Source organism: Streptococcus sinensis, from assembly GCF_000767835.1.
Taxonomy (GTDB): domain Bacteria; phylum Bacillota; class Bacilli; order Lactobacillales; family Streptococcaceae; genus Streptococcus; species Streptococcus sinensis.
Genome location: NZ_JPEN01000054.1, coordinates 14492 through 30967 on the forward strand (window position 1 = coordinate 14492; position 16476 = coordinate 30967).

Consider the following 16476-nt stretch of genomic DNA (forward strand, 5'->3'; position numbering starts at 1 on the left):
AATGAAAAAAATAGTATTTACAGGCGGAGGGACAGTTGGCCATGTGACCCTCAATCTTTTGCTGATGCCTAAATTTATCGAGGAGGGCTGGGAAGTCCATTATATCGGTGACCGCCATGGGATTGAGTACAAGGAAATTCAGAAATCAGGTCTACCTGTTGTTTTCCATTCGATTGCAACTGGCAAGCTCCGTCGCTATTTTTCATGGCAGAATCTTTGGGATGTTTTCAAAGTGGCAGGTGGGATTCTCCAGTCGCTGGGCATCATGTTGAGAGTACGTCCAAAAGCCCTGTTTTCAAAAGGAGGCTTTGTGTCTGTTCCACCAGTGATTGCGGCGAAGGTGACGGGAGTTCCAGTCTTCATTCATGAGTCTGATTTGTCGCTTGGCTTGGCTAATAAAATCGGTTATAAATGTGCAAGAAAAATGTACTCAACTTTTGATCAAGAACATTCTCTGACAAAAATTGAACATGTAGGGGCTGTGACAAAAGTTCGGGGAACAAAAACCGAGGAGCCGAGAGAACTGATCGATATTCGTCAGCATTTCAATGAGAACCTACCAACGATCCTTTTTATTGGCGGATCGGCTGGTGCTAAAGCTTTCAATAATTTTGTAGACAAAAACAAAGATTATTTGCTTACTAAGTACAATCTCATCAATCTGACGGGAGATAGTCGCTTAGATGAACTTTCTACTGGTTTATATCGTGTTTCTTATGTGACGGATTTATATCAACCACTGATGGATTTGGCAGACGTAGTGGTGACACGAGGAGGTTCAAATACTATTTTTGAGTTGCTTGCTATGAAGAAGCTACAGGTCATTGTACCTTTAGGACTTGGGGCAAGCAGAGGCGATCAGATTGAAAATGCCGACTATTTCGTAAAGAAAGGCTACGCAATGAAGATAAATGAAGAAAACCTAAATAGAGTGAATCTTCAAGTAGCTGTTAATGACTTGTTGAGAGAAAAAGAACATTATTATCAAAGAATGGAAAACTCTCATGAAATCAAGTCTGTAGATGAATTTTATGCAATTTTGAAAAATGACATCAACAAAGGGAAAAAATGACAAAACGGAAACAAGATGATCAGAAAGAAGCTAGAAAAAGTCTTTCTGAATGGCAGAGAAGAAATAAGGAATATCTTGAAAAGAAGGCTCAAGAAGAAGCAGAAAGGCAGAAGCAATTAGAGCAAGAACAGGCTTTAGCCGAGGAAAAAGATCAGAAAAATGATGAATCGGATATTACTGATGATTCTGAGGATCAAGAAATCGAAAATGACGCTGCAGATGAAACTTCTAATCTGAATGAGGAAGCAGATGCTGCAGGTGAAGAAAACGATGGATTTGAGTTAGATGAAGGGGAAGAACTTAGCAAAAAAGAGCTCAAAAGATTGGCCAAACTTGAAAGAGACGCTAATCGCATTCCGATAGAGAGAATCCATCTTTATCGTGCCTTGCCAGTTCTGATCATCAACGGGCTACTGATTTTGCTTTCTCTTTACTTTTTGACTCCTCTGGCAAATATAAAAACGATTCAATTTTCTGGTAATCAAATAGTCAGTCAGGAAGAATTGCTGAAAAATAGTAAGATTGATGACAGGGATTACACTCTGACAACTTTTATCAATCAAAAGAACTATGCACGCAATATGAAATTCTCCAACCCTTGGATTGATACGGTAGATATGACCTATCAGTTTCCTTTTACCTTCAATGTGAAAGTAAAAGAATATGGGGTTCTGGGATATTTGCACGAAAATGAAAACTACTATCCTATTTTGACTAGTGGAGAGGTTATCAAGGACGCAGTTGCTCCTGAGTCCTTGCCTGCTTCCTACATCTCTGTGGAATTTTCTGATCGACAGCTGATTAAATCGCTCGTCAGTCAGTTGGAAAAAGTACCAGATTCTGTAAAAAACAATATCCGAACAGTTCAAATAACTCCAAGTAAGGTGACGCAGGACTTAGCTACTTTGACAATGGGAGACGAACATCAAGTTCTGGTTCCTATTTCACAAATTGCAAGAAAACTCCCCTACTACGAAGGGATTCAGCCTCAGCTAGAATTTCCAAGCGTGGTAGATATGGAAGCTGGTATCTTTAGTTATCTGCAAGGCGCTCAGAATGAAGAATCTTCTGCTGAGCCAGAAGAGAAAGCAGAAGTAAAAAAAGATGAAAAAATAGAGGAAGCGGCTCCAGAGGACGAAAATTCTGAAATTCAAAATCAAACAGAAAATAATGAGAATGCTGAAAATAACTAATTATGTTGAGAAAAACTGCCCATTTTCATTTTCTTTATGATATAATAAAGTTTGGATAACTCTATTCTCAAGAGTTATTGTATAGACCGGAAACATGGAAGATAGAGAGGACTGATGTAATGGCTAGAGACGGCTTTTTTACTGGATTAGATATAGGAACTAGCTCAATCAAAGTGTTGGTGGCAGAGCACATCAACGGTGAAATGAATGTTATTGGAGTCAGTAATACAAAAAGTGCTGGCGTAAAAGATGGAATTATTGTAGATATTGAAGCTGCAGCGGCAGCAATTAAGTCAGCTATCACTCAAGCGGAGGAAAAAGCTGGGATTTCAATTGGTTTGGTTAATGTTGGCCTGCCTGCGAATCTATTGCAAATTGAACCAACGCAAGGGATGATTCCTGTGACGAGTGAATCACAAGAAATTACAGATGAGGATGTTAAGAACGTTGTCAGATCAGCTCTGACTAAGAGTATGACTCCTGATCGTGAAGTAATTACTTTCATTCCAGAGGAATTTGTAGTAGACGGCTTCCAAGGTATTCGCGATCCGCGAGGGATGATGGGAATCCGTTTGGAAATGCGTGGCCTTTTATACACAGGACCTCGTACGATTTTGCATAATCTTCGTAAAACAGTAGAGCGTGCAGGTGTCCAGCTGGAAAATGTGATTATCTCACCTCTTGCTATGACCAAGTCTATTTTGAACGAGGGAGAGCGTGAATTCGGTGCAACGATTATTGATATGGGCGGAGGTCAGACAACAGTAGCTTCTGTTCGTGGTCAAGAACTGCAATTCACCAATATCTACCAAGAAGGCGGCGATTACGTCACCAAAGATATTTCAAAGGTCTTGAAAACTTCACAAAAATTAGCTGAAAGTTTGAAATTTAATTACGGGGAAGCTTATGTACCAGCAGCTGGGTCAGAAACTTTCCAAGTAGAAGTGATTGGAGAAGTTGAACCGGTAGAAGTAACAGAAAGCTACTTAGCTGAAATCATTTCTGCTCGAATCAGACATATCTTTGAACAGGTTAAGCGTGATTTGGATAGAAGACATCTACTTGAGCTACCTGGTGGCATAGTGATTGTTGGTGGAACAGCGATTCTTCCGGGAGTAGTAGAGTTAGCCCAAGAAGTGTTTGGTGTCAATGTGAAGCTCTATGTTCCAAATCAAATCGGTATTCGCAATCCAGCCTTTGCCCATGTGATTAGCTTATCAGAATATGCGGGTAATTTGACTGATGTGGATATGTTAGCTCAAATGGCTGTCCGTGGTGATGAACAGCTTCGTCATCAACCTATCGCCTTTGAACGCTCTGCTCAGCCTTTGCCACGTTTTAACAATAAGTCAGTAGAGGAAACGACAGAAAAAACAGAAACGGATATTCCGCCATTAAGTAATAGTGTTCCAAACCAAGAACCAAAAACTTCGATTACAGATCGTGTACGTAATTTAATTGGTAATATGTTTGATTAAGGAGAGAAAATAAACTATGACATTTTCATTTGACGCTATGGCTGCTCAGGGAGCAGTTATCAAAGTAATTGGTGTTGGTGGAGGTGGCGGAAACGCCATTAACCGCATGATTGATGAAGGAGTTGCGGGGGTTGAATTTATCGCCGCAAATACAGATGTTCAAGCGCTTAGCGGTGCCAAAGCAGAAACTGTTATTCAATTAGGCCCTAAATTGACCCGTGGTCTTGGTGCCGGAGGACAGCCTGAAGTTGGCCGTAAAGCTGCTGAAGAAAGTGAAGAAGTCCTCACAGAAGCACTTGCAGGAGCAGACATGGTCTTCATTACTGCAGGTATGGGTGGAGGAACAGGTACAGGAGCTGCCCCTGTGATTGCACGAATTGCCAAAGGAATAGGCGCTCTGACAGTTGCAGTTATCACTCGCCCATTCGGTTTTGAAGGAACCAAACGTGGTAATTTTGCTATCGAGGGTATTAATGAACTCCGTGAGCATGTGGATACTCTTCTCATCATTTCTAACAACAACCTGCTTGAAATTGTAGATAAGAAGACACCGCTGCTGGAAGCTTTGAGTGAAGCAGACAATGTTCTTCGCCAAGGTGTGCAAGGAATTACGGATTTAATTACCAGCCCAGGCTTGATTAACTTGGACTTTGCTGATGTGAAAACTGTCATGGCTAATAAGGGTGACGCCCTTATGGGAATTGGTCTTGGTAACGGTGAAGAGCGTGTTATTGAAGCAGCCCGCAAGGCTATCTACTCACCACTTCTTGAAACAACGATTGATGGTGCAGAAGATGTGATTGTCAACGTTACAGGTGGTCTTGATATGACCTTGATTGAAGCGGAAGAAGCTTCTGAAATTGTCAACCAAGCAGCTGGCCATGGTGTAAATATCTGGCTTGGTACATCAATCGATGAGTCAATGAAAGATGAAATCCGTGTTACAGTTGTGGCAACAGGTGTTCGACAAGATAAGGTTGATCGTGTCAGCGGCCTTCGCCAAACACAAGGAAGTACTCGTCCGCAAGTTGAGTCAAAACATAGCGAAGTTCGTTCAGCACACTTTGATCGTAATTTTGATTTGACTGAAAAGGTTGACATGCCAACTCCTAGCCGTCCAAGAGCAGATGTTCCAAAGGGTTCTGCCTTTGGCGATTGGGATTTACGTCGAGAAGCGATAGTTCGTCCAGCTGAACCAGCTTCTTCAACTCGCGTGGAGCGTTACGCTGAAACAAATGAAGAGGATGATGAACTTGAAACACCTCCATTTTTCAGAAATCGTTAATCTAAAAAATGAATTTACAACAAAATAAAGATTCGATTTTTCGTTCGGTTGAAAGAATTGCTGAAAAATCAAATCGTTTAAAAAATTCAGTAAAAATCATTGCAGTCACGAAATATGTTGATTGTGAGACTGCTCGCCAGCTTGTAAACACAGGGATTCAGCATATCGGTGAGAACCGTGTGGACAAATTTTTGGACAAATATCAAGCTTTAAAAAATGAAAATCTTACTTGGCACTTAATTGGGAGTTTGCAAAGACGAAAAGTAAAAGATATAATTAATTATGTTGATTATTTTCACGCTTTAGATTCTATAAAATTAGCTCAAGAGATTGATAAGCGAGCGGAACATGTGATACAATGTTTTTTACAAGTGAATATTTCTAAGGAAGCAAGTAAACATGGTTTTCAGGTGGAAGAACTTGATGATGTGTTGTCTGAACTTGAAAAATTAGAAAATATTCGTCTTGTTGGATTAATGACAATGGCTCCATTTGAGGCTAGTCATGATGAGTTGAATCAAATTTTTGAGGCAACTCACCAACTTCAAAAAGAATTACAAAAGAAGCAGTTGAAAAATATGCCATTTACCGATTTGAGTATGGGGATGAGTCGAGATTATCCAGAGGCTATTGCCAATGGGGCAACATATGTTCGAATCGGTACCGCATTTTTTGAATAGGAAAGAACTATGTCATTTAAAGATAGATTTGATAAATTTATAGATTATTTCACAGAAGATGGAGAGGATACAGCTGTCCCGCAACAGGCAGCTAAGCTTCCAAGCAGTTCGCAAAAGCCTGAATTGTTGCAGTCTCAGCCTGTAAAAGAGACGAAGTCTCCTCGTACAGCTCCTGCTCAACCGCAGCCGCAGTCTTCTACAGAAAATATTACGAGATTACATGCTCGCCAGCAAGAATTGGCTCAAAACCGCGCTAAGGCTGATGAGAAGATTACGATTGATGTGCGCTATCCTAAAAAGTATGAGGAAGCAACAGAGATTGTAGACTTGCTTTTGGCAAATGAAAGCATTCTGATTGACTTTCAGTATATGACTGAGGTTCAGGCACGTCGTTGTTTGGATTATCTTGATGGTGCCCGTTATGTTTTAGCAGGTAATTTGAAAAAGGTTGCGAGTACCATGTACTTGCTGACGCCAATCAATGTTGTAGTCAATATTGAGGATATTCGTCTTCCAAACGATGTTGAATTAAGTGAATTTGACTTTGATATGAAGCGTAGTAGATAATAGATGACTTATTTTATTATTAGGATAATCTCTAATGCCATCAACGTTTATTCCTTGGTGATGCTCATTTATGCAGTTTTATCATGGTTTCCTGGAGGATATGAAACAGCTTTAGGGAAGTTGGTCATTAGTGTAGTGGAGCCATTTCTCCGTCTATTTCGAGGTTTACCTTTACAATTTGGAAGAATAGATTTCACGGTTATGGTAGCTTTCTTTGTTCTAAAATTTTTGAACGTTCTAGTTTTATGGCTGGTTGGATATCTATCACTACTATGGTAAGAAATATTCATCAGCATTTTGCTCAAGAAGATCAAGATTTTATTGATAGAAGTTTAGAAATATTCCAGAGGGTTCAAGACTATTATCACTTTGAAACGACTTCCTTCTTAAATCCTCATCAAGTTGCAATTATGAGGAATATCGGAAAGCAATATGATTTGCAAGTATTTGTCAGCTCAGATTTTTTTCCAAGCGAGTTGGCAAAGGTTCTTATTGCCCCTCCTTACTATGAATTCAATCCTGAAGATTTTGAGATTAGCTTGCTGGAAATAGTTTATGCAAGCAAATTTTATAAAATTAACCATTCTCAGATAATGGGAACGCTTCTTAATCAATTAGGGATTGAAAGAAAGACTTTTGGAGATATTCTCGTTATCGAAGATAGAGCTCAGATTTTTGTTGATAAAAAATTAGCTCAATATTTTATTGATAATGTTTTGAAGATTTCTAAATCGCCAGTGAAGCTACAAGAGGTTGAGCTAGAAAAGCAACTGATTGAACAGAAAGTGACAGTTACAAAAGATATACTGGTTTCTAGTTTGCGTTTAGATAAATTAGTGGCAAGTATCTTTAAATTGTCAAGAAGTCAGGCAGTTCAACTCATCTCAGCAAAGCATGTGAAGCTAAACTATGCGGTAAGCGACAAGCCGGATCAGCAGATTGAGCTAGACGATTTGATTAGCGTTAGAAGATTTGGAAGAGCAAAAGTTTTAAGCGAGAACGGTTTTTCAAAAAATGGGAAGCATAAATTAACTGTTGAATTATTATCTAGTAAATGAGGAGAAGATATGACATTAACATCATTAGAAATTAAAGACAAATCTTTTGCGACGAAATTCAGAGGCTACAATGTCGAAGAAGTTGATGAGTTTCTTGATATTGTTGTAAGGGATTATGAAGATTTGGTTCGTGAAAATCATGAAAAGGAAGCAAAGATTCGTAATCTTGAAGAACGCTTAATCTATTTTGACGAGATGAAGGATTCTCTCAGCCAATCTGTATTGATTGCTCAAGATACAGCCGAGCGTGTTAAACAGGCGGCGAATGAGCGCTCAGCTAATATTATTCGTCAAGCAGAGCAGGATGCACAGCATCTATTGGATGGCGCTAAATATAAGGCCAACGAGATTCTTCGTCAAGCTACTGATAATGCTAAAAAAGTAGCGGTTGAAACAGAAGAATTAAAAAATAAGACACGTGTTTTCCATCAGCGTCTCAAGTCGACGATTGAGAGTCAGCTGACAATTGTAGATTCGCCAGAGTGGGAAGAAATTTTGCGGCCGACTGCAACCTATCTTCAAACCAGCGATGAAGCGTTTAAAGAAGTTATTGAAGAAGCTCTGGGAGAAACGGTTGTTACTCCGGAAGAAGTGGATGTCACTCGCCAATTCTCTCCGGAAGAATTAGCCGAATTGCAAGAGCGGATTGAACATGCCAATAGAGAATTAGCTGCAACTCAATCTTTTGCTCCCCTAGATGAAGAGATAGTAAAAGCACATCAAGAGGAACTTTTTAGAACTGAATCAGATGAAGAAGATGATTCTGAAGGCAGTCAAAGAATTCCAATTAATATCTTATAATTGTAGAAACACAAATCAGACAAAATATTTTCAGCGAGCAGGTGATGGTGAGAGGCCTGTAATCTCTTTTGTTTGATTTATCATTCTGTCTAATCATATCTGAACTGAGTAAGATATGACGTCTGCCTACGTTACGGGCTAAGAGGGACAGGCTTTTTCCTGTCTAAACAAAGGTGGTACCGCGAATTTTCGTCCTTTAGGAGAAGTTTGTGGTTTTTTATTTTGAAAAATGATATTTATGAGGAGAATCGATGAAACTCAAAGAAACACTGAATCTTGGAAAAACTGCTTTTCCGATGCGGGCTGGCCTGCCAAATAAAGAACCAATCTGGCAAAAAGAATGGGATGAGGCTAAGCTTTATCAGCGCCGTCAAGAATTAAATGAAGGTAAACCACATTTTGTCCTGCATGATGGACCACCCTATGCGAACGGAAATATTCACGTTGGTCATGCCATGAATAAAATTTCCAAGGATATCATTGTCCGTTCGAAGTCTATGGCAGGCTACTATGCGCCCTACATTCCAGGATGGGATACGCATGGTCTTCCTATTGAGCAGGTGTTGGCCAAGCAAGGTGTAAAGCGTAAAGAACTGGACTTGGTAGAGTACCTCAATATGTGTCGGGACTATGCCCTCAGCCAAGTCGAAAAGCAAAAAGAAGACTTCAAGCGTTTGGGTGTTTCTGGTGACTGGGATAATCCTTATGTGACTTTGACCCCTGACTATGAAGCAGCTCAGATCCGCGTCTTTGGTGAAATGGCTAAGAAAGGCTACATTTACCGTGGTGCTAAGCCAGTTTACTGGTCTTGGTCTTCTGAGTCAGCTTTGGCTGAAGCGGAAATTGAATACCATGATTTGGTTTCCACATCTCTCTACTATGCTAACCGTGTCAAAGATGGCAAAGGGGTCTTGGACACAGATACTTACATCGTCGTATGGACAACAACTCCATTTACCATTACAGCTTCCCGTGGTTTGACAGTTGGAGCAGATATTGACTACGTTTTGGTCCAGCCTGCGGGTGAAAGTCGCAAGTTTATTGTAGCGTCTGAATTGTTGAGTAGTTTGTCTGAGAAATTTGGCTGGGCCGATGTTCAAGTTTTAGCTACCTACCGTGGTCAAGAATTGAACCAGATCGTGACGGCTCACCCATGGGATACTGCTGTAGATGAGTTGGTCATTTTGGGTGACCACGTTACGACTGACTCTGGTACTGGTATTGTCCATACTGCGCCTGGTTTTGGTGAGGACGACTACAATGTCGGTGTAGCCAATGGACTGGAAGTTGCTGTGACAGTTAACGAGCGTGGTATCATGATGGCAAATGCTGGTTCTGACTTTGAAGGCCAGTTCTATGATAAGGTTGTGCCAACGGTTATTGAAAAGCTTGGTGATTTGCTCCTTGCTCAGGAAGAAATTTCTCACTCTTATCCATTTGACTGGCGTACTAAGAAGCCAATTATCTGGCGGGCAGTACCACAGTGGTTTGCATCTGTTTCTAAATTCCGTCAAGAAATTTTAGATGAAATTGACAAGGTTAAATTCCATTCTGAATGGGGGAAAGTACGCCTCTACAATATGATTCGTGACCGTGGTGACTGGGTTATCTCTCGTCAGCGGGCTTGGGGTGTGCCGTTGCCAATCTTCTATTCCGAAGACGGAACACCAATCATGACAGCAGAAACCATCGAACACGTGGCTCAGCTTTTTGAGGAGCACGGCTCTATCGTCTGGTGGAAGCGTGAAGCAAAAGACCTCTTGCCAGCAGGATTTACCCATCCGGGTTCTCCAAATGGTGAATTCAAAAAAGAAACAGACATCATGGACGTTTGGTTTGACTCAGGTTCATCATGGAATGGGGTAGTGGTCAACCGTCCGGAATTGACTTACCCAGCAGATCTCTACCTTGAAGGTTCTGACCAGTACCGTGGTTGGTTCAACTCATCATTGATCACATCTGTTGCTAACCATGGCGTAGCACCTTACAAACAAATTTTGTCACAAGGTTTTGCCCTTGATGGTAAAGGTGAGAAGATGTCTAAATCTCTTGGAAATACCATTGCTCCAAGCGATGTTGAAAAACAATTTGGTGCGGAAATCCTGCGTCTCTGGGTAACCAGTGTAGACTCCAGCAACGACGTTCGTATCTCCATGGATATCTTGAGCCAAGTTTCTGAAACCTACCGTAAGATTCGGAACACACTTCGTTTCTTGATTGCCAATACAGCTGACTTCAATCCAGCTGAGGATGCCGTAGCTTACGAAGAACTTCGCTCTGTTGATAAGTACATGACGATCCGCTTCAATCAGTTAGTAGACACTATTCGCAAGGCTTACGCAGACTTTGAGTTTCTGACAATTTATAAAGCGATTGTCAACTTTGTGACCGTTGATTTGTCCGCTTTCTATCTGGACTTTGCGAAAGATGTAGTCTATATCGAAGCTGCTAAATCATTGGAGCGTCGTCAGATGCAGACCGTTTTCTATGACATTTTGGTTAAGATTACCAAGCTGCTGACGCCAATCTTGCCGCATACAGCAGAAGAAATCTGGTCCTACTTAGAGCATGAAGATGAAGACTTTGTCCAATTGTCAGAATTGCCAGAAGCGGAAACTTTTGCGAACCAAGAAGAAATCTTGGATACATGGTCAGCCTTTATGGACTTCCGTGGACAAGCTCAAAAAGCCTTGGAAGAAGCTCGTAATGCAAAAGTAATCGGTAAATCACTCGAAGCCCATCTAACAGTTTATCCAAATGAAGTGGTGAAAACGCTTCTTGGAGCAGTGGATAGCAATGTAGCTCAACTTCTGATCGTGTCCGAATTGACCATCGCAGAAGGTGCAGCGCCAGAAGGAGCAGTAAGCTTTGAGGATGTAGCTTTCACAGTTGAACGTGCTGCAGGTGAAGTTTGTGACCGTTGTCGTCGTATCGATACAACCACTGCAGAACGTAGCTACCACGCAGTTATCTGTGACCACTGTGCAAGCATTGTAGAAGAAAATTTTGCAGATGCAGTCTCAGAAGGATTTGAAGAAAAATAAAATATAATAAATAAAAGAACCTTTTATAATGGATAGTATAAAGAAATACTTTCCTTTCAGATAAAAGGTTCTTTTATAATAATTTTAAAAGTTGCAAACGCAACTAATGTATATTATAATTTTCTAATTGAGAGTGTTGAATTTTGCTTAAGATATGTTCTAGCTGAAAAAGCTCAGAGGAAGTTAATTGATGCAGCTTCGTCTGAATATACCTATCCTCAAAGCCAATCAGCTTGTCGTATACTTTTAGAGCAGAAGTCGTTGGATAGAGCTCCTTGAATTTCTTATTTTGAGCCTTGGTTTTTTTGACAATCAAGCCTCTTTCCTCCAGTTTTCGTAAAGAGCGGCTCAGGGTAGTCTTGTCAATCTGAACCAGCTCTGCTAGCTGGGATTGATGGATGGCAGGATGTTCGACAATGCGAGTAAGAATGAGAAAGAGATTATTATCAAGCTCGTATTGGCTAGCTTCTTGATTCATTTTCATCATGGCTTGACGGGAGATGAACCCCATTTGACGAAATAACTGACGATAATCCATAAGAACTCCTTTGATAGTTGCATTTACAATGATTATATAATAAAGCAAGGATGGAAACAAGTATGTGGTATAAAAAATATTTGCCAGAGTTGGACACACTGGAGTTTTACAAGATTTTAAAACTGCGGATCGATACCTTTGTTGTTGAGCAAGAGCGGATGTATCATGAATTGGATGAGAAGGATCTGAAGGCTGTGCACATTTTCCATGTAAATGAGCAAGAGGAAGTGGATGCCTATGCCCGCGTGTTTGTGGAAGATGGAAAAGTCGTTTTTGGTCGCCTTGTGACAGCCCCGTCAGCTCGGGGGAAAGGATTAGGCAGTCGCTTAGTAGAGGAAATTCTGAATCTTTGTACTGAAAAGTGGCCTGAAAAAATGATTGAAATTGAAGCTCAGGAGCAAGTCGTGGGGCTTTATGAAAAATTTGGTTTTGTAACTCAGGGAGACCCTTTTATCTTTGAATCAACGCCCCACATCAAAATGATTTACAAAAAATGAAAAAATCCAGCTGACTCCCCCTTTCTTGATGGAGGTGAAATCAGTTGGATTTTACTATATTACATCATGGAATATTCGTCTGCTAACATGACCGTTTCTCTGCCGTTATTGTCCACAACATAAATCATTCGGGGGTAAAAGGGGTCAAACTTATAGGTAAAATCAAAGGAGATAAGTGTATCGAGATGGTCCTCAGAGAAGCGGAAGGTCAGCTTGCCCTTGTTATTAATCAATTCGAAGCGAATCAGGTTATTCAGGGGAAAGACATCTTTAAGGAAGTTGTCGATGATGTACCAGAAAGTGTCAATCACATCATCTGGCAAGCTAGTGATAACGCCAAAGCTGGCATAGCGACCACGAGTATTGGTAAAAGCCATGAGACTCACTCCTTTCTGAAAACTGAGCTGCTGTAGACCAAATATCAGTCATTTAGTATTGACACAGCAACATTGTTGGTTCTATCATACAAGAAATAAGTGGGAATTGCAAGGAATTTCTCCTTTGCTGGGTAGGAGATTAGGAGGAAAGAGAGAAAGAAAAAGAGCTTGCGCTCTTTGACAACTTTATCGATTCTTTAGTTCAACATAACGTTTGTACCAAATTTTCACATAAGCATCGGAGAAGGGACCACGTTCTTTATTGATCCAGTCAACCAGAATTTTGACGTTTTCCTTGAGAATGAAATCCAAATCATCCGAATAGTTCATTTGCCTTTTATGACGCTCATACTCTTCCACATCCAGCAGCCGTTTTTCGCCATCTGTGAAGACCTTGACATCTAAATCATAGTCGATGTATTTTAGGGCTTCATTGTCCAGATAGTAGGGGCTGGCAAGGTTACAGTAGTATGAAGTGCCATTGTCACGAATCATGGCAATGATATTAAACCAATATTTCTTATGAAAATAGACAATGGCAGGCTCTCGTGTTACCCAGCGCCGGCCATCACTTTCTGTTACCAGTGTGTGGTCATTCACGCCAATAATGGCATTTTCTGTTGTCTTTAGTACCATGGTATCTCGCCAAGTGCGGTGAAGATTCCCATCATGCTTATAACTTTGAATTGTAATAAAGTCGCCTTCTTTGGGAAGTTTCATAACCTACCAACTTTCTACAATTTATAAGTTTATCCTCTTTATTGTAACATATTTTCATAAAAATGCCTAAGTTTTCATAGAAAATCTTAAAGATATTCTCTCAGAGCGCTAGCGATGTCGGAGAAATCATAGCCTTTGCGGGCCAAAGCTTGGGTCAGACGCTGTTTTAAGTCGTAGCCTTCGTACTTTTTGGAGTACTTGCGGTATTGCTTGTCTAGCTCTTTATAGAGCAGCTCTTGTTGGTTTTCTTGGTCTTCTTCGATGTCTAGATGATGGAAGGCCTCTTTGGCTTGTCCATAAGAAAAACCTTTGTTTATCAGGGCTTGGAGGATTTTATCTTGCAAAGCCTTGCTGGGGAGTTTTCCCTGGTATTTCTTTAAAAGTTTCTCAGAAACTCGCTCGGCTACTTCAGTGAAATCAAATTGTCTCAATTCTTCTTCAATAATAGTGCTAGAAATGCCTTTTTGACTGAGCTTTTGCTTGAGAACAAAAGTTCCTTTATCACCAGTGAGAAGGTTGGATTGAATGAAAGAATTAGCATATTTTCTGTCGTTGATCCAATTTTCTTTTTTCAAAGCGTCCAAGACTTGGCTGATGATGTCTGGCTGGATGTCGTGCTGGGTCAGATAGTCTTTGACTTCTTTGGTAGTCCTTTGCTTGAAGGAGAGGTGGTAGAGGGCTAGATTTTTTCCGTAGGAAAATTGGGCGTAAACTTGAATTTCTTTTAGCTCTTGCTCCGTGATTTCCATCCCTTTAGACAGCATGAAGTGAACGATAGTATCTTCTGTAATATAGAGTTTTTTGCTGTCGTCCAACTCCAAGAGGTAGAGCCGTTTTTTCTTTTCGATTTTTGTGATTTTCATAGGGGATTTTGGTTAAGTCCTTTCTTTTAGCCAAATGCTTCAAAGGCAGCAATCAATCGCAGTTTGTCTGTATCAACATCCTTCCTGCCATAGTAGTCAAGAAATAGCTCTGCATATTGAGGGTCAGATAAATTATAAGTAAGAGACCAGATTGCCCAGTAAAGGTCAATGTGGCGATCGCTAAGGCCGGCGAGGCCAAGGTCAATAAAGCAGGAGAAGGTTGCTGCGTCTTTCAGAATGAAATTAGGCAAGCATGCATCTCCGTGGATCAAGGCGTCCGCCGTCAGTAGGTCTCCCTGCTCTTGGATAAGCTGGTATGCTTCCTCACGACTTGAGATGTGAAATTGAGGTAATAAAGCTTTTTGATAAAAGCAACCTTTCCGATAATTTTTCTCTGCTACTTCTTTATAGTGCTGGAGACGATGCTGGATTGGGAAATGCTGGGGTTGGAGGCTGTGAAGTTTTTTTAGTGCGGCAGACATTGTTTTGCAAAGCTCTTCTGGCTGTTGGAGAAAGGCTAGGGCGTCCTTGCCCTCGGCTTCTTTAGTCAGCAGGTAGTCTTTATCTGTTGTTTGGTAGTGAATGATAGGCACACCGAGTCCTTGCTCTTCAAACCATTTGGCAAGTGTGGCTTCTTGGGCTAACTGGCCTTTTTGGTCGATTTTCAAATAATAGCCCGTATCAGCATAGAAAACGCTGGCTCCAGAATGTGAGGAGCTGTCGTAAAAGTTGGCTCCCACTAGATAAGTTCGTATTTGCTCAGGGAAATGGGATAGTGGAAGGGATATTTTTTCTGCTTTCATACTTTTATTGTACCATATTCTCAACTAATGCGAGGCAGCGTGGTATAATAGAATCATGAATGTGAAAGTGAAGCAAAAAATCCCTTTGAAAATCAAGAAAATGGGAATCAATGGGGAAGGAATTGGATTTTATAAGAAAACGTTGGTCTTTGTGCCAGGGGCTTTGAAGGGTGAAGAAGTTTACTGTCAGGTGACCAAAGTTCAGCGCAATTTTATTGAGGCTAAGCTCTTGACCATCAATAAGCGGTCAAAATTTCGGGTGGAAGCGCCATGTGAGATTTATGATAGCTGCGGGGGCTGTCAAATCATGCACCTCCACTATGATAAGCAGTTGGAGTTTAAGGAAGATTTGCTGCGTCAGGCTCTGAAAAAGTTTGCGCCAGCTGGCTATGAGAACTATGAGATTCGTCCGACTATTGGTATGCAGGAGCCACTCTATTATCGGGCAAAACTGCAGTTTCAGACTCGGAAATTTAAGGATGAGGTCAAGGCAGGGCTATATGCCCAGAATTCCCACTATCTGGTCTCGCTGAAAAACTGTCTGGTTCAGGACAAGGTGACGCAGGCTATTGTCAATAAGGTGGCTCGGCTTTTAGGCAAGTACAGGCTGCCCATCTATGATGAGAGGAAGACAACTGGAGTGCGTACCGTCATGATTCGCAGGGCCAGAAAAACGGGTCAGGTGCAGATGATTTTTGTAACAGGACGCAAGCTAGACTTTTCTCCAGTCGTTCGAGACCTAGTGGCTGAATTTCCAGAGCTGGAGACAGTGGCGGTCAATTATCATACGAGCAAGTCCAGTGAGATTTATGGGGATAAGACAGAGATTATCTGGGGCGAGGAAGCCATCCAAGAAGGTGTGCTGGACTATGAGTTTTCTCTGTCGCCTCGGGCTTTTTATCAGCTCAATCCTGAGCAGACAGAGGTGCTTTATGGGGAGGCAGTTAAGGCGCTGGATGTGACGAAAGAAGACCATTTGATTGACGCCTATTGCGGAGTGGGGACCATCGGCTTTGCCTTTGCTAAAAGGGTCAGGTCTCTGCGGGGCATGGACATCATTCCTGAGGCCATTGAAGACGCCAAGCGCAATGCGAAAAGGATGGGCTTTGACAATACGCTCTACGAGGCTGGGACGGCAGAGGAGATTATTCCTCGCTGGTACGCTGAGGGTTATAGGGCGGATGCCTTGATTGTTGATCCACCACGAACAGGTCTGGATGATAAGCTGCTGGAGACAATTGTCCGCTATGCACCTGAGAAGATGGTCTACGTTTCCTGCAATGTCTCAACTCTGGCTCGGGATTTGGTCAAGCTCTGTAGGGTCTACGATGTCCACTACATCCAGTCGGTTGATATGTTTCCGCATACCGCTCGGACCGAGGCAGTGGTGAAATTGGTCAAAAAAGACAAGTAAAAGAGCGATTTTTTGAAAAACAAGTCTAAATGAACAGCAAAAGAGGCTGGGACAAAAGTCCTAGCCTCTCAATTGTCTTTGGATTG

At 41.4% G+C, this 16476-nt stretch carries 17 protein-coding genes and 1 other annotated feature; of the genes, 12 read left to right on the forward strand and 5 right to left on the reverse strand.

Annotation, left to right across the window (positions count from 1 at the left end; translation table 11 throughout):
- Position 1: 1 nt before the first annotated feature.
- The 10 genes from SSIN_RS03710 to ileS all read left to right on the forward strand — a co-directional run bounded on the left by SSIN_RS03710 (position 2) and on the right by ileS (position 11178).
- On the forward strand, positions 2-1072 hold the full coding sequence (locus tag SSIN_RS03710; RefSeq protein WP_037615962.1) for a UDP-N-acetylglucosamine--N-acetylmuramyl-(pentapeptide) pyrophosphoryl-undecaprenol N-acetylglucosamine transferase: 1071 nt from the start codon (positions 2-4) through the stop codon (positions 1070-1072).
- Positions 1069-2265, forward strand: a complete 1197-nt coding sequence (locus SSIN_RS03715; RefSeq protein ID WP_037615965.1) for a cell division protein FtsQ/DivIB — start codon at positions 1069-1071, stop codon at positions 2263-2265. The genes SSIN_RS03710 and SSIN_RS03715 overlap by 4 nt, the downstream gene beginning before the upstream one ends.
- A 119-nt stretch (positions 2266-2384) precedes the next feature.
- Entirely contained in the window at positions 2385-3743 is a 1359-nt protein-coding gene (gene ftsA, locus SSIN_RS03720; RefSeq protein WP_037615969.1) for a cell division protein FtsA, read from the forward strand.
- A 16-nt stretch (positions 3744-3759) separates the two neighbouring features.
- Positions 3760-5028, forward strand: a complete 1269-nt coding sequence (ftsZ, locus tag SSIN_RS03725) for a cell division protein FtsZ (RefSeq protein WP_037615971.1) — start codon at positions 3760-3762, stop codon at positions 5026-5028.
- Between the two features lie 8 nt (positions 5029-5036).
- Positions 5037-5708, forward strand: a complete 672-nt coding sequence (locus SSIN_RS03730) for a YggS family pyridoxal phosphate-dependent enzyme (protein WP_037615973.1) — start codon at positions 5037-5039, stop codon at positions 5706-5708.
- Between the two features lie 9 nt (positions 5709-5717).
- Complete coding sequence (locus tag SSIN_RS03735) at positions 5718-6275, forward strand: cell division protein SepF (protein WP_037615975.1); 558 nt, start codon at positions 5718-5720, stop codon at positions 6273-6275.
- A gap of 3 nt (positions 6276-6278) precedes the next feature.
- Complete coding sequence (locus SSIN_RS03740) at positions 6279-6554, forward strand: YggT family protein (RefSeq protein WP_037615977.1); 276 nt, start codon at positions 6279-6281, stop codon at positions 6552-6554.
- Positions 6548-7333, forward strand: a complete 786-nt coding sequence (locus SSIN_RS03745) for a YlmH family RNA-binding protein (RefSeq protein WP_037615979.1) — start codon at positions 6548-6550, stop codon at positions 7331-7333. The genes SSIN_RS03740 and SSIN_RS03745 overlap by 7 nt, the downstream gene beginning before the upstream one ends.
- A 9-nt stretch (positions 7334-7342) precedes the next feature.
- The gene (locus SSIN_RS03750) at positions 7343-8134 is read left to right on the forward strand and encodes a DivIVA domain-containing protein (protein ID WP_037615981.1); all 792 of its coding nucleotides are present in this window, start codon (positions 7343-7345) and stop codon (positions 8132-8134) included.
- Positions 8126-8334 (forward strand) — a binding site (T-box leader). It overlaps the preceding gene by 9 nt.
- A gap of 51 nt (positions 8335-8385) precedes the next feature.
- Positions 8386-11178, forward strand: a complete 2793-nt coding sequence (gene ileS, locus SSIN_RS03755) for an isoleucine--tRNA ligase (protein ID WP_037615983.1) — start codon at positions 8386-8388, stop codon at positions 11176-11178.
- Positions 11179-11281: 103 nt separating this feature from the next.
- Here ileS and SSIN_RS03760 read toward each other — a convergent pair whose 3' ends face one another.
- Positions 11282-11716, reverse strand: coding sequence for a MarR family winged helix-turn-helix transcriptional regulator (locus SSIN_RS03760; protein WP_037615985.1), 435 nt, complete (start codon positions 11714-11716; stop codon positions 11282-11284).
- A 62-nt stretch (positions 11717-11778) separates the two neighbouring features.
- On the opposite strand from SSIN_RS03760, the gene SSIN_RS03765 reads away from it, so the two are divergent.
- Entirely contained in the window at positions 11779-12213 is a 435-nt protein-coding gene (locus SSIN_RS03765; RefSeq protein ID WP_037615986.1) for a GNAT family N-acetyltransferase, read from the forward strand.
- A 59-nt stretch (positions 12214-12272) separates the two neighbouring features.
- Here the strand turns inward: SSIN_RS03765 and SSIN_RS03770 are convergent, their stop codons facing one another.
- The 4 genes from SSIN_RS03770 to SSIN_RS03785 all read right to left on the reverse strand — a co-directional run bounded on the left by SSIN_RS03770 (position 12273) and on the right by SSIN_RS03785 (position 14976).
- Positions 12273-12590 carry a DUF960 domain-containing protein gene (locus SSIN_RS03770; protein ID WP_037615988.1) on the reverse strand — a complete coding sequence of 106 codons (318 nt, stop codon included), beginning with the start codon at positions 12588-12590 and terminating at the stop codon, positions 12273-12275.
- A 186-nt stretch (positions 12591-12776) separates the two neighbouring features.
- A complete protein-coding gene (ntdP, locus tag SSIN_RS03775) occupies positions 12777-13310 on the reverse strand; it encodes a nucleoside tri-diphosphate phosphatase (protein ID WP_037615990.1) in 534 nt (177 codons plus the stop codon).
- An 86-nt stretch (positions 13311-13396) separates the two neighbouring features.
- Positions 13397-14173 carry a recombination regulator RecX gene (gene recX, locus SSIN_RS03780; RefSeq protein ID WP_037615992.1) on the reverse strand — a complete coding sequence of 259 codons (777 nt, stop codon included), beginning with the start codon at positions 14171-14173 and terminating at the stop codon, positions 13397-13399.
- A 26-nt stretch (positions 14174-14199) separates the two neighbouring features.
- On the reverse strand, positions 14200-14976 hold the full coding sequence (locus SSIN_RS03785; protein WP_037615993.1) for an aminoglycoside 3'-phosphotransferase: 777 nt from the start codon (positions 14974-14976) through the stop codon (positions 14200-14202).
- A gap of 55 nt (positions 14977-15031) precedes the next feature.
- On the opposite strand from SSIN_RS03785, the gene rlmD reads away from it, so the two are divergent.
- Positions 15032-16390: a 23S rRNA (uracil(1939)-C(5))-methyltransferase RlmD gene (gene rlmD / locus SSIN_RS03790; protein WP_037615995.1), complete on the forward strand. Its 1359-nt coding sequence runs from the start codon at positions 15032-15034 to the stop codon at positions 16388-16390.
- The last annotated feature ends 86 nt before the right edge of the window (positions 16391-16476 follow it).

Bases quoted from the DNA above. Each gene is read 5' to 3' on its own strand.
- SSIN_RS03730 (WP_037615973.1), top strand. From the start codon at position 5,037: ATGAATTTACAACAAAATAAAGATTCGATTTTTCGTTCGGTTGAAAGA.
- SSIN_RS03770 (WP_037615988.1), bottom strand. From the start codon at position 12,590: ATGGCTTTTACCAATACTCGTGGTCGCTATGCCAGCTTTGGCGTTATC.
- ntdP (WP_037615990.1), bottom strand. From the start codon at position 13,310: ATGAAACTTCCCAAAGAAGGCGACTTTATTACAATTCAAAGTTATAAG.
- SSIN_RS03715 (WP_037615965.1), top strand. From the start codon at position 1,069: ATGACAAAACGGAAACAAGATGATCAGAAAGAAGCTAGAAAAAGTCTT.
- recX (WP_037615992.1), bottom strand. From the start codon at position 14,173: ATGAAAATCACAAAAATCGAAAAGAAAAAACGGCTCTACCTCTTGGAG.
- SSIN_RS03735 (WP_037615975.1), top strand. From the start codon at position 5,718: ATGTCATTTAAAGATAGATTTGATAAATTTATAGATTATTTCACAGAA.
- SSIN_RS03765 (WP_037615986.1), top strand. From the start codon at position 11,779: ATGTGGTATAAAAAATATTTGCCAGAGTTGGACACACTGGAGTTTTAC.
- ileS (WP_037615983.1), top strand. From the start codon at position 8,386: ATGAAACTCAAAGAAACACTGAATCTTGGAAAAACTGCTTTTCCGATG.
- ftsA (WP_037615969.1), top strand. From the start codon at position 2,385: ATGGCTAGAGACGGCTTTTTTACTGGATTAGATATAGGAACTAGCTCA.
- SSIN_RS03785 (WP_037615993.1), bottom strand. From the start codon at position 14,976: ATGAAAGCAGAAAAAATATCCCTTCCACTATCCCATTTCCCTGAGCAA.
- SSIN_RS03740 (WP_037615977.1), top strand. From the start codon at position 6,279: ATGACTTATTTTATTATTAGGATAATCTCTAATGCCATCAACGTTTAT.
- SSIN_RS03710 (WP_037615962.1), top strand. From the start codon at position 2: ATGAAAAAAATAGTATTTACAGGCGGAGGGACAGTTGGCCATGTGACC.
- SSIN_RS03760 (WP_037615985.1), bottom strand. From the start codon at position 11,716: ATGGATTATCGTCAGTTATTTCGTCAAATGGGGTTCATCTCCCGTCAA.
- ftsZ (WP_037615971.1), top strand. From the start codon at position 3,760: ATGACATTTTCATTTGACGCTATGGCTGCTCAGGGAGCAGTTATCAAA.
- SSIN_RS03745 (WP_037615979.1), top strand. From the start codon at position 6,548: ATGGTAAGAAATATTCATCAGCATTTTGCTCAAGAAGATCAAGATTTT.
- SSIN_RS03750 (WP_037615981.1), top strand. From the start codon at position 7,343: ATGACATTAACATCATTAGAAATTAAAGACAAATCTTTTGCGACGAAA.
- rlmD (WP_037615995.1), top strand. From the start codon at position 15,032: ATGAATGTGAAAGTGAAGCAAAAAATCCCTTTGAAAATCAAGAAAATG.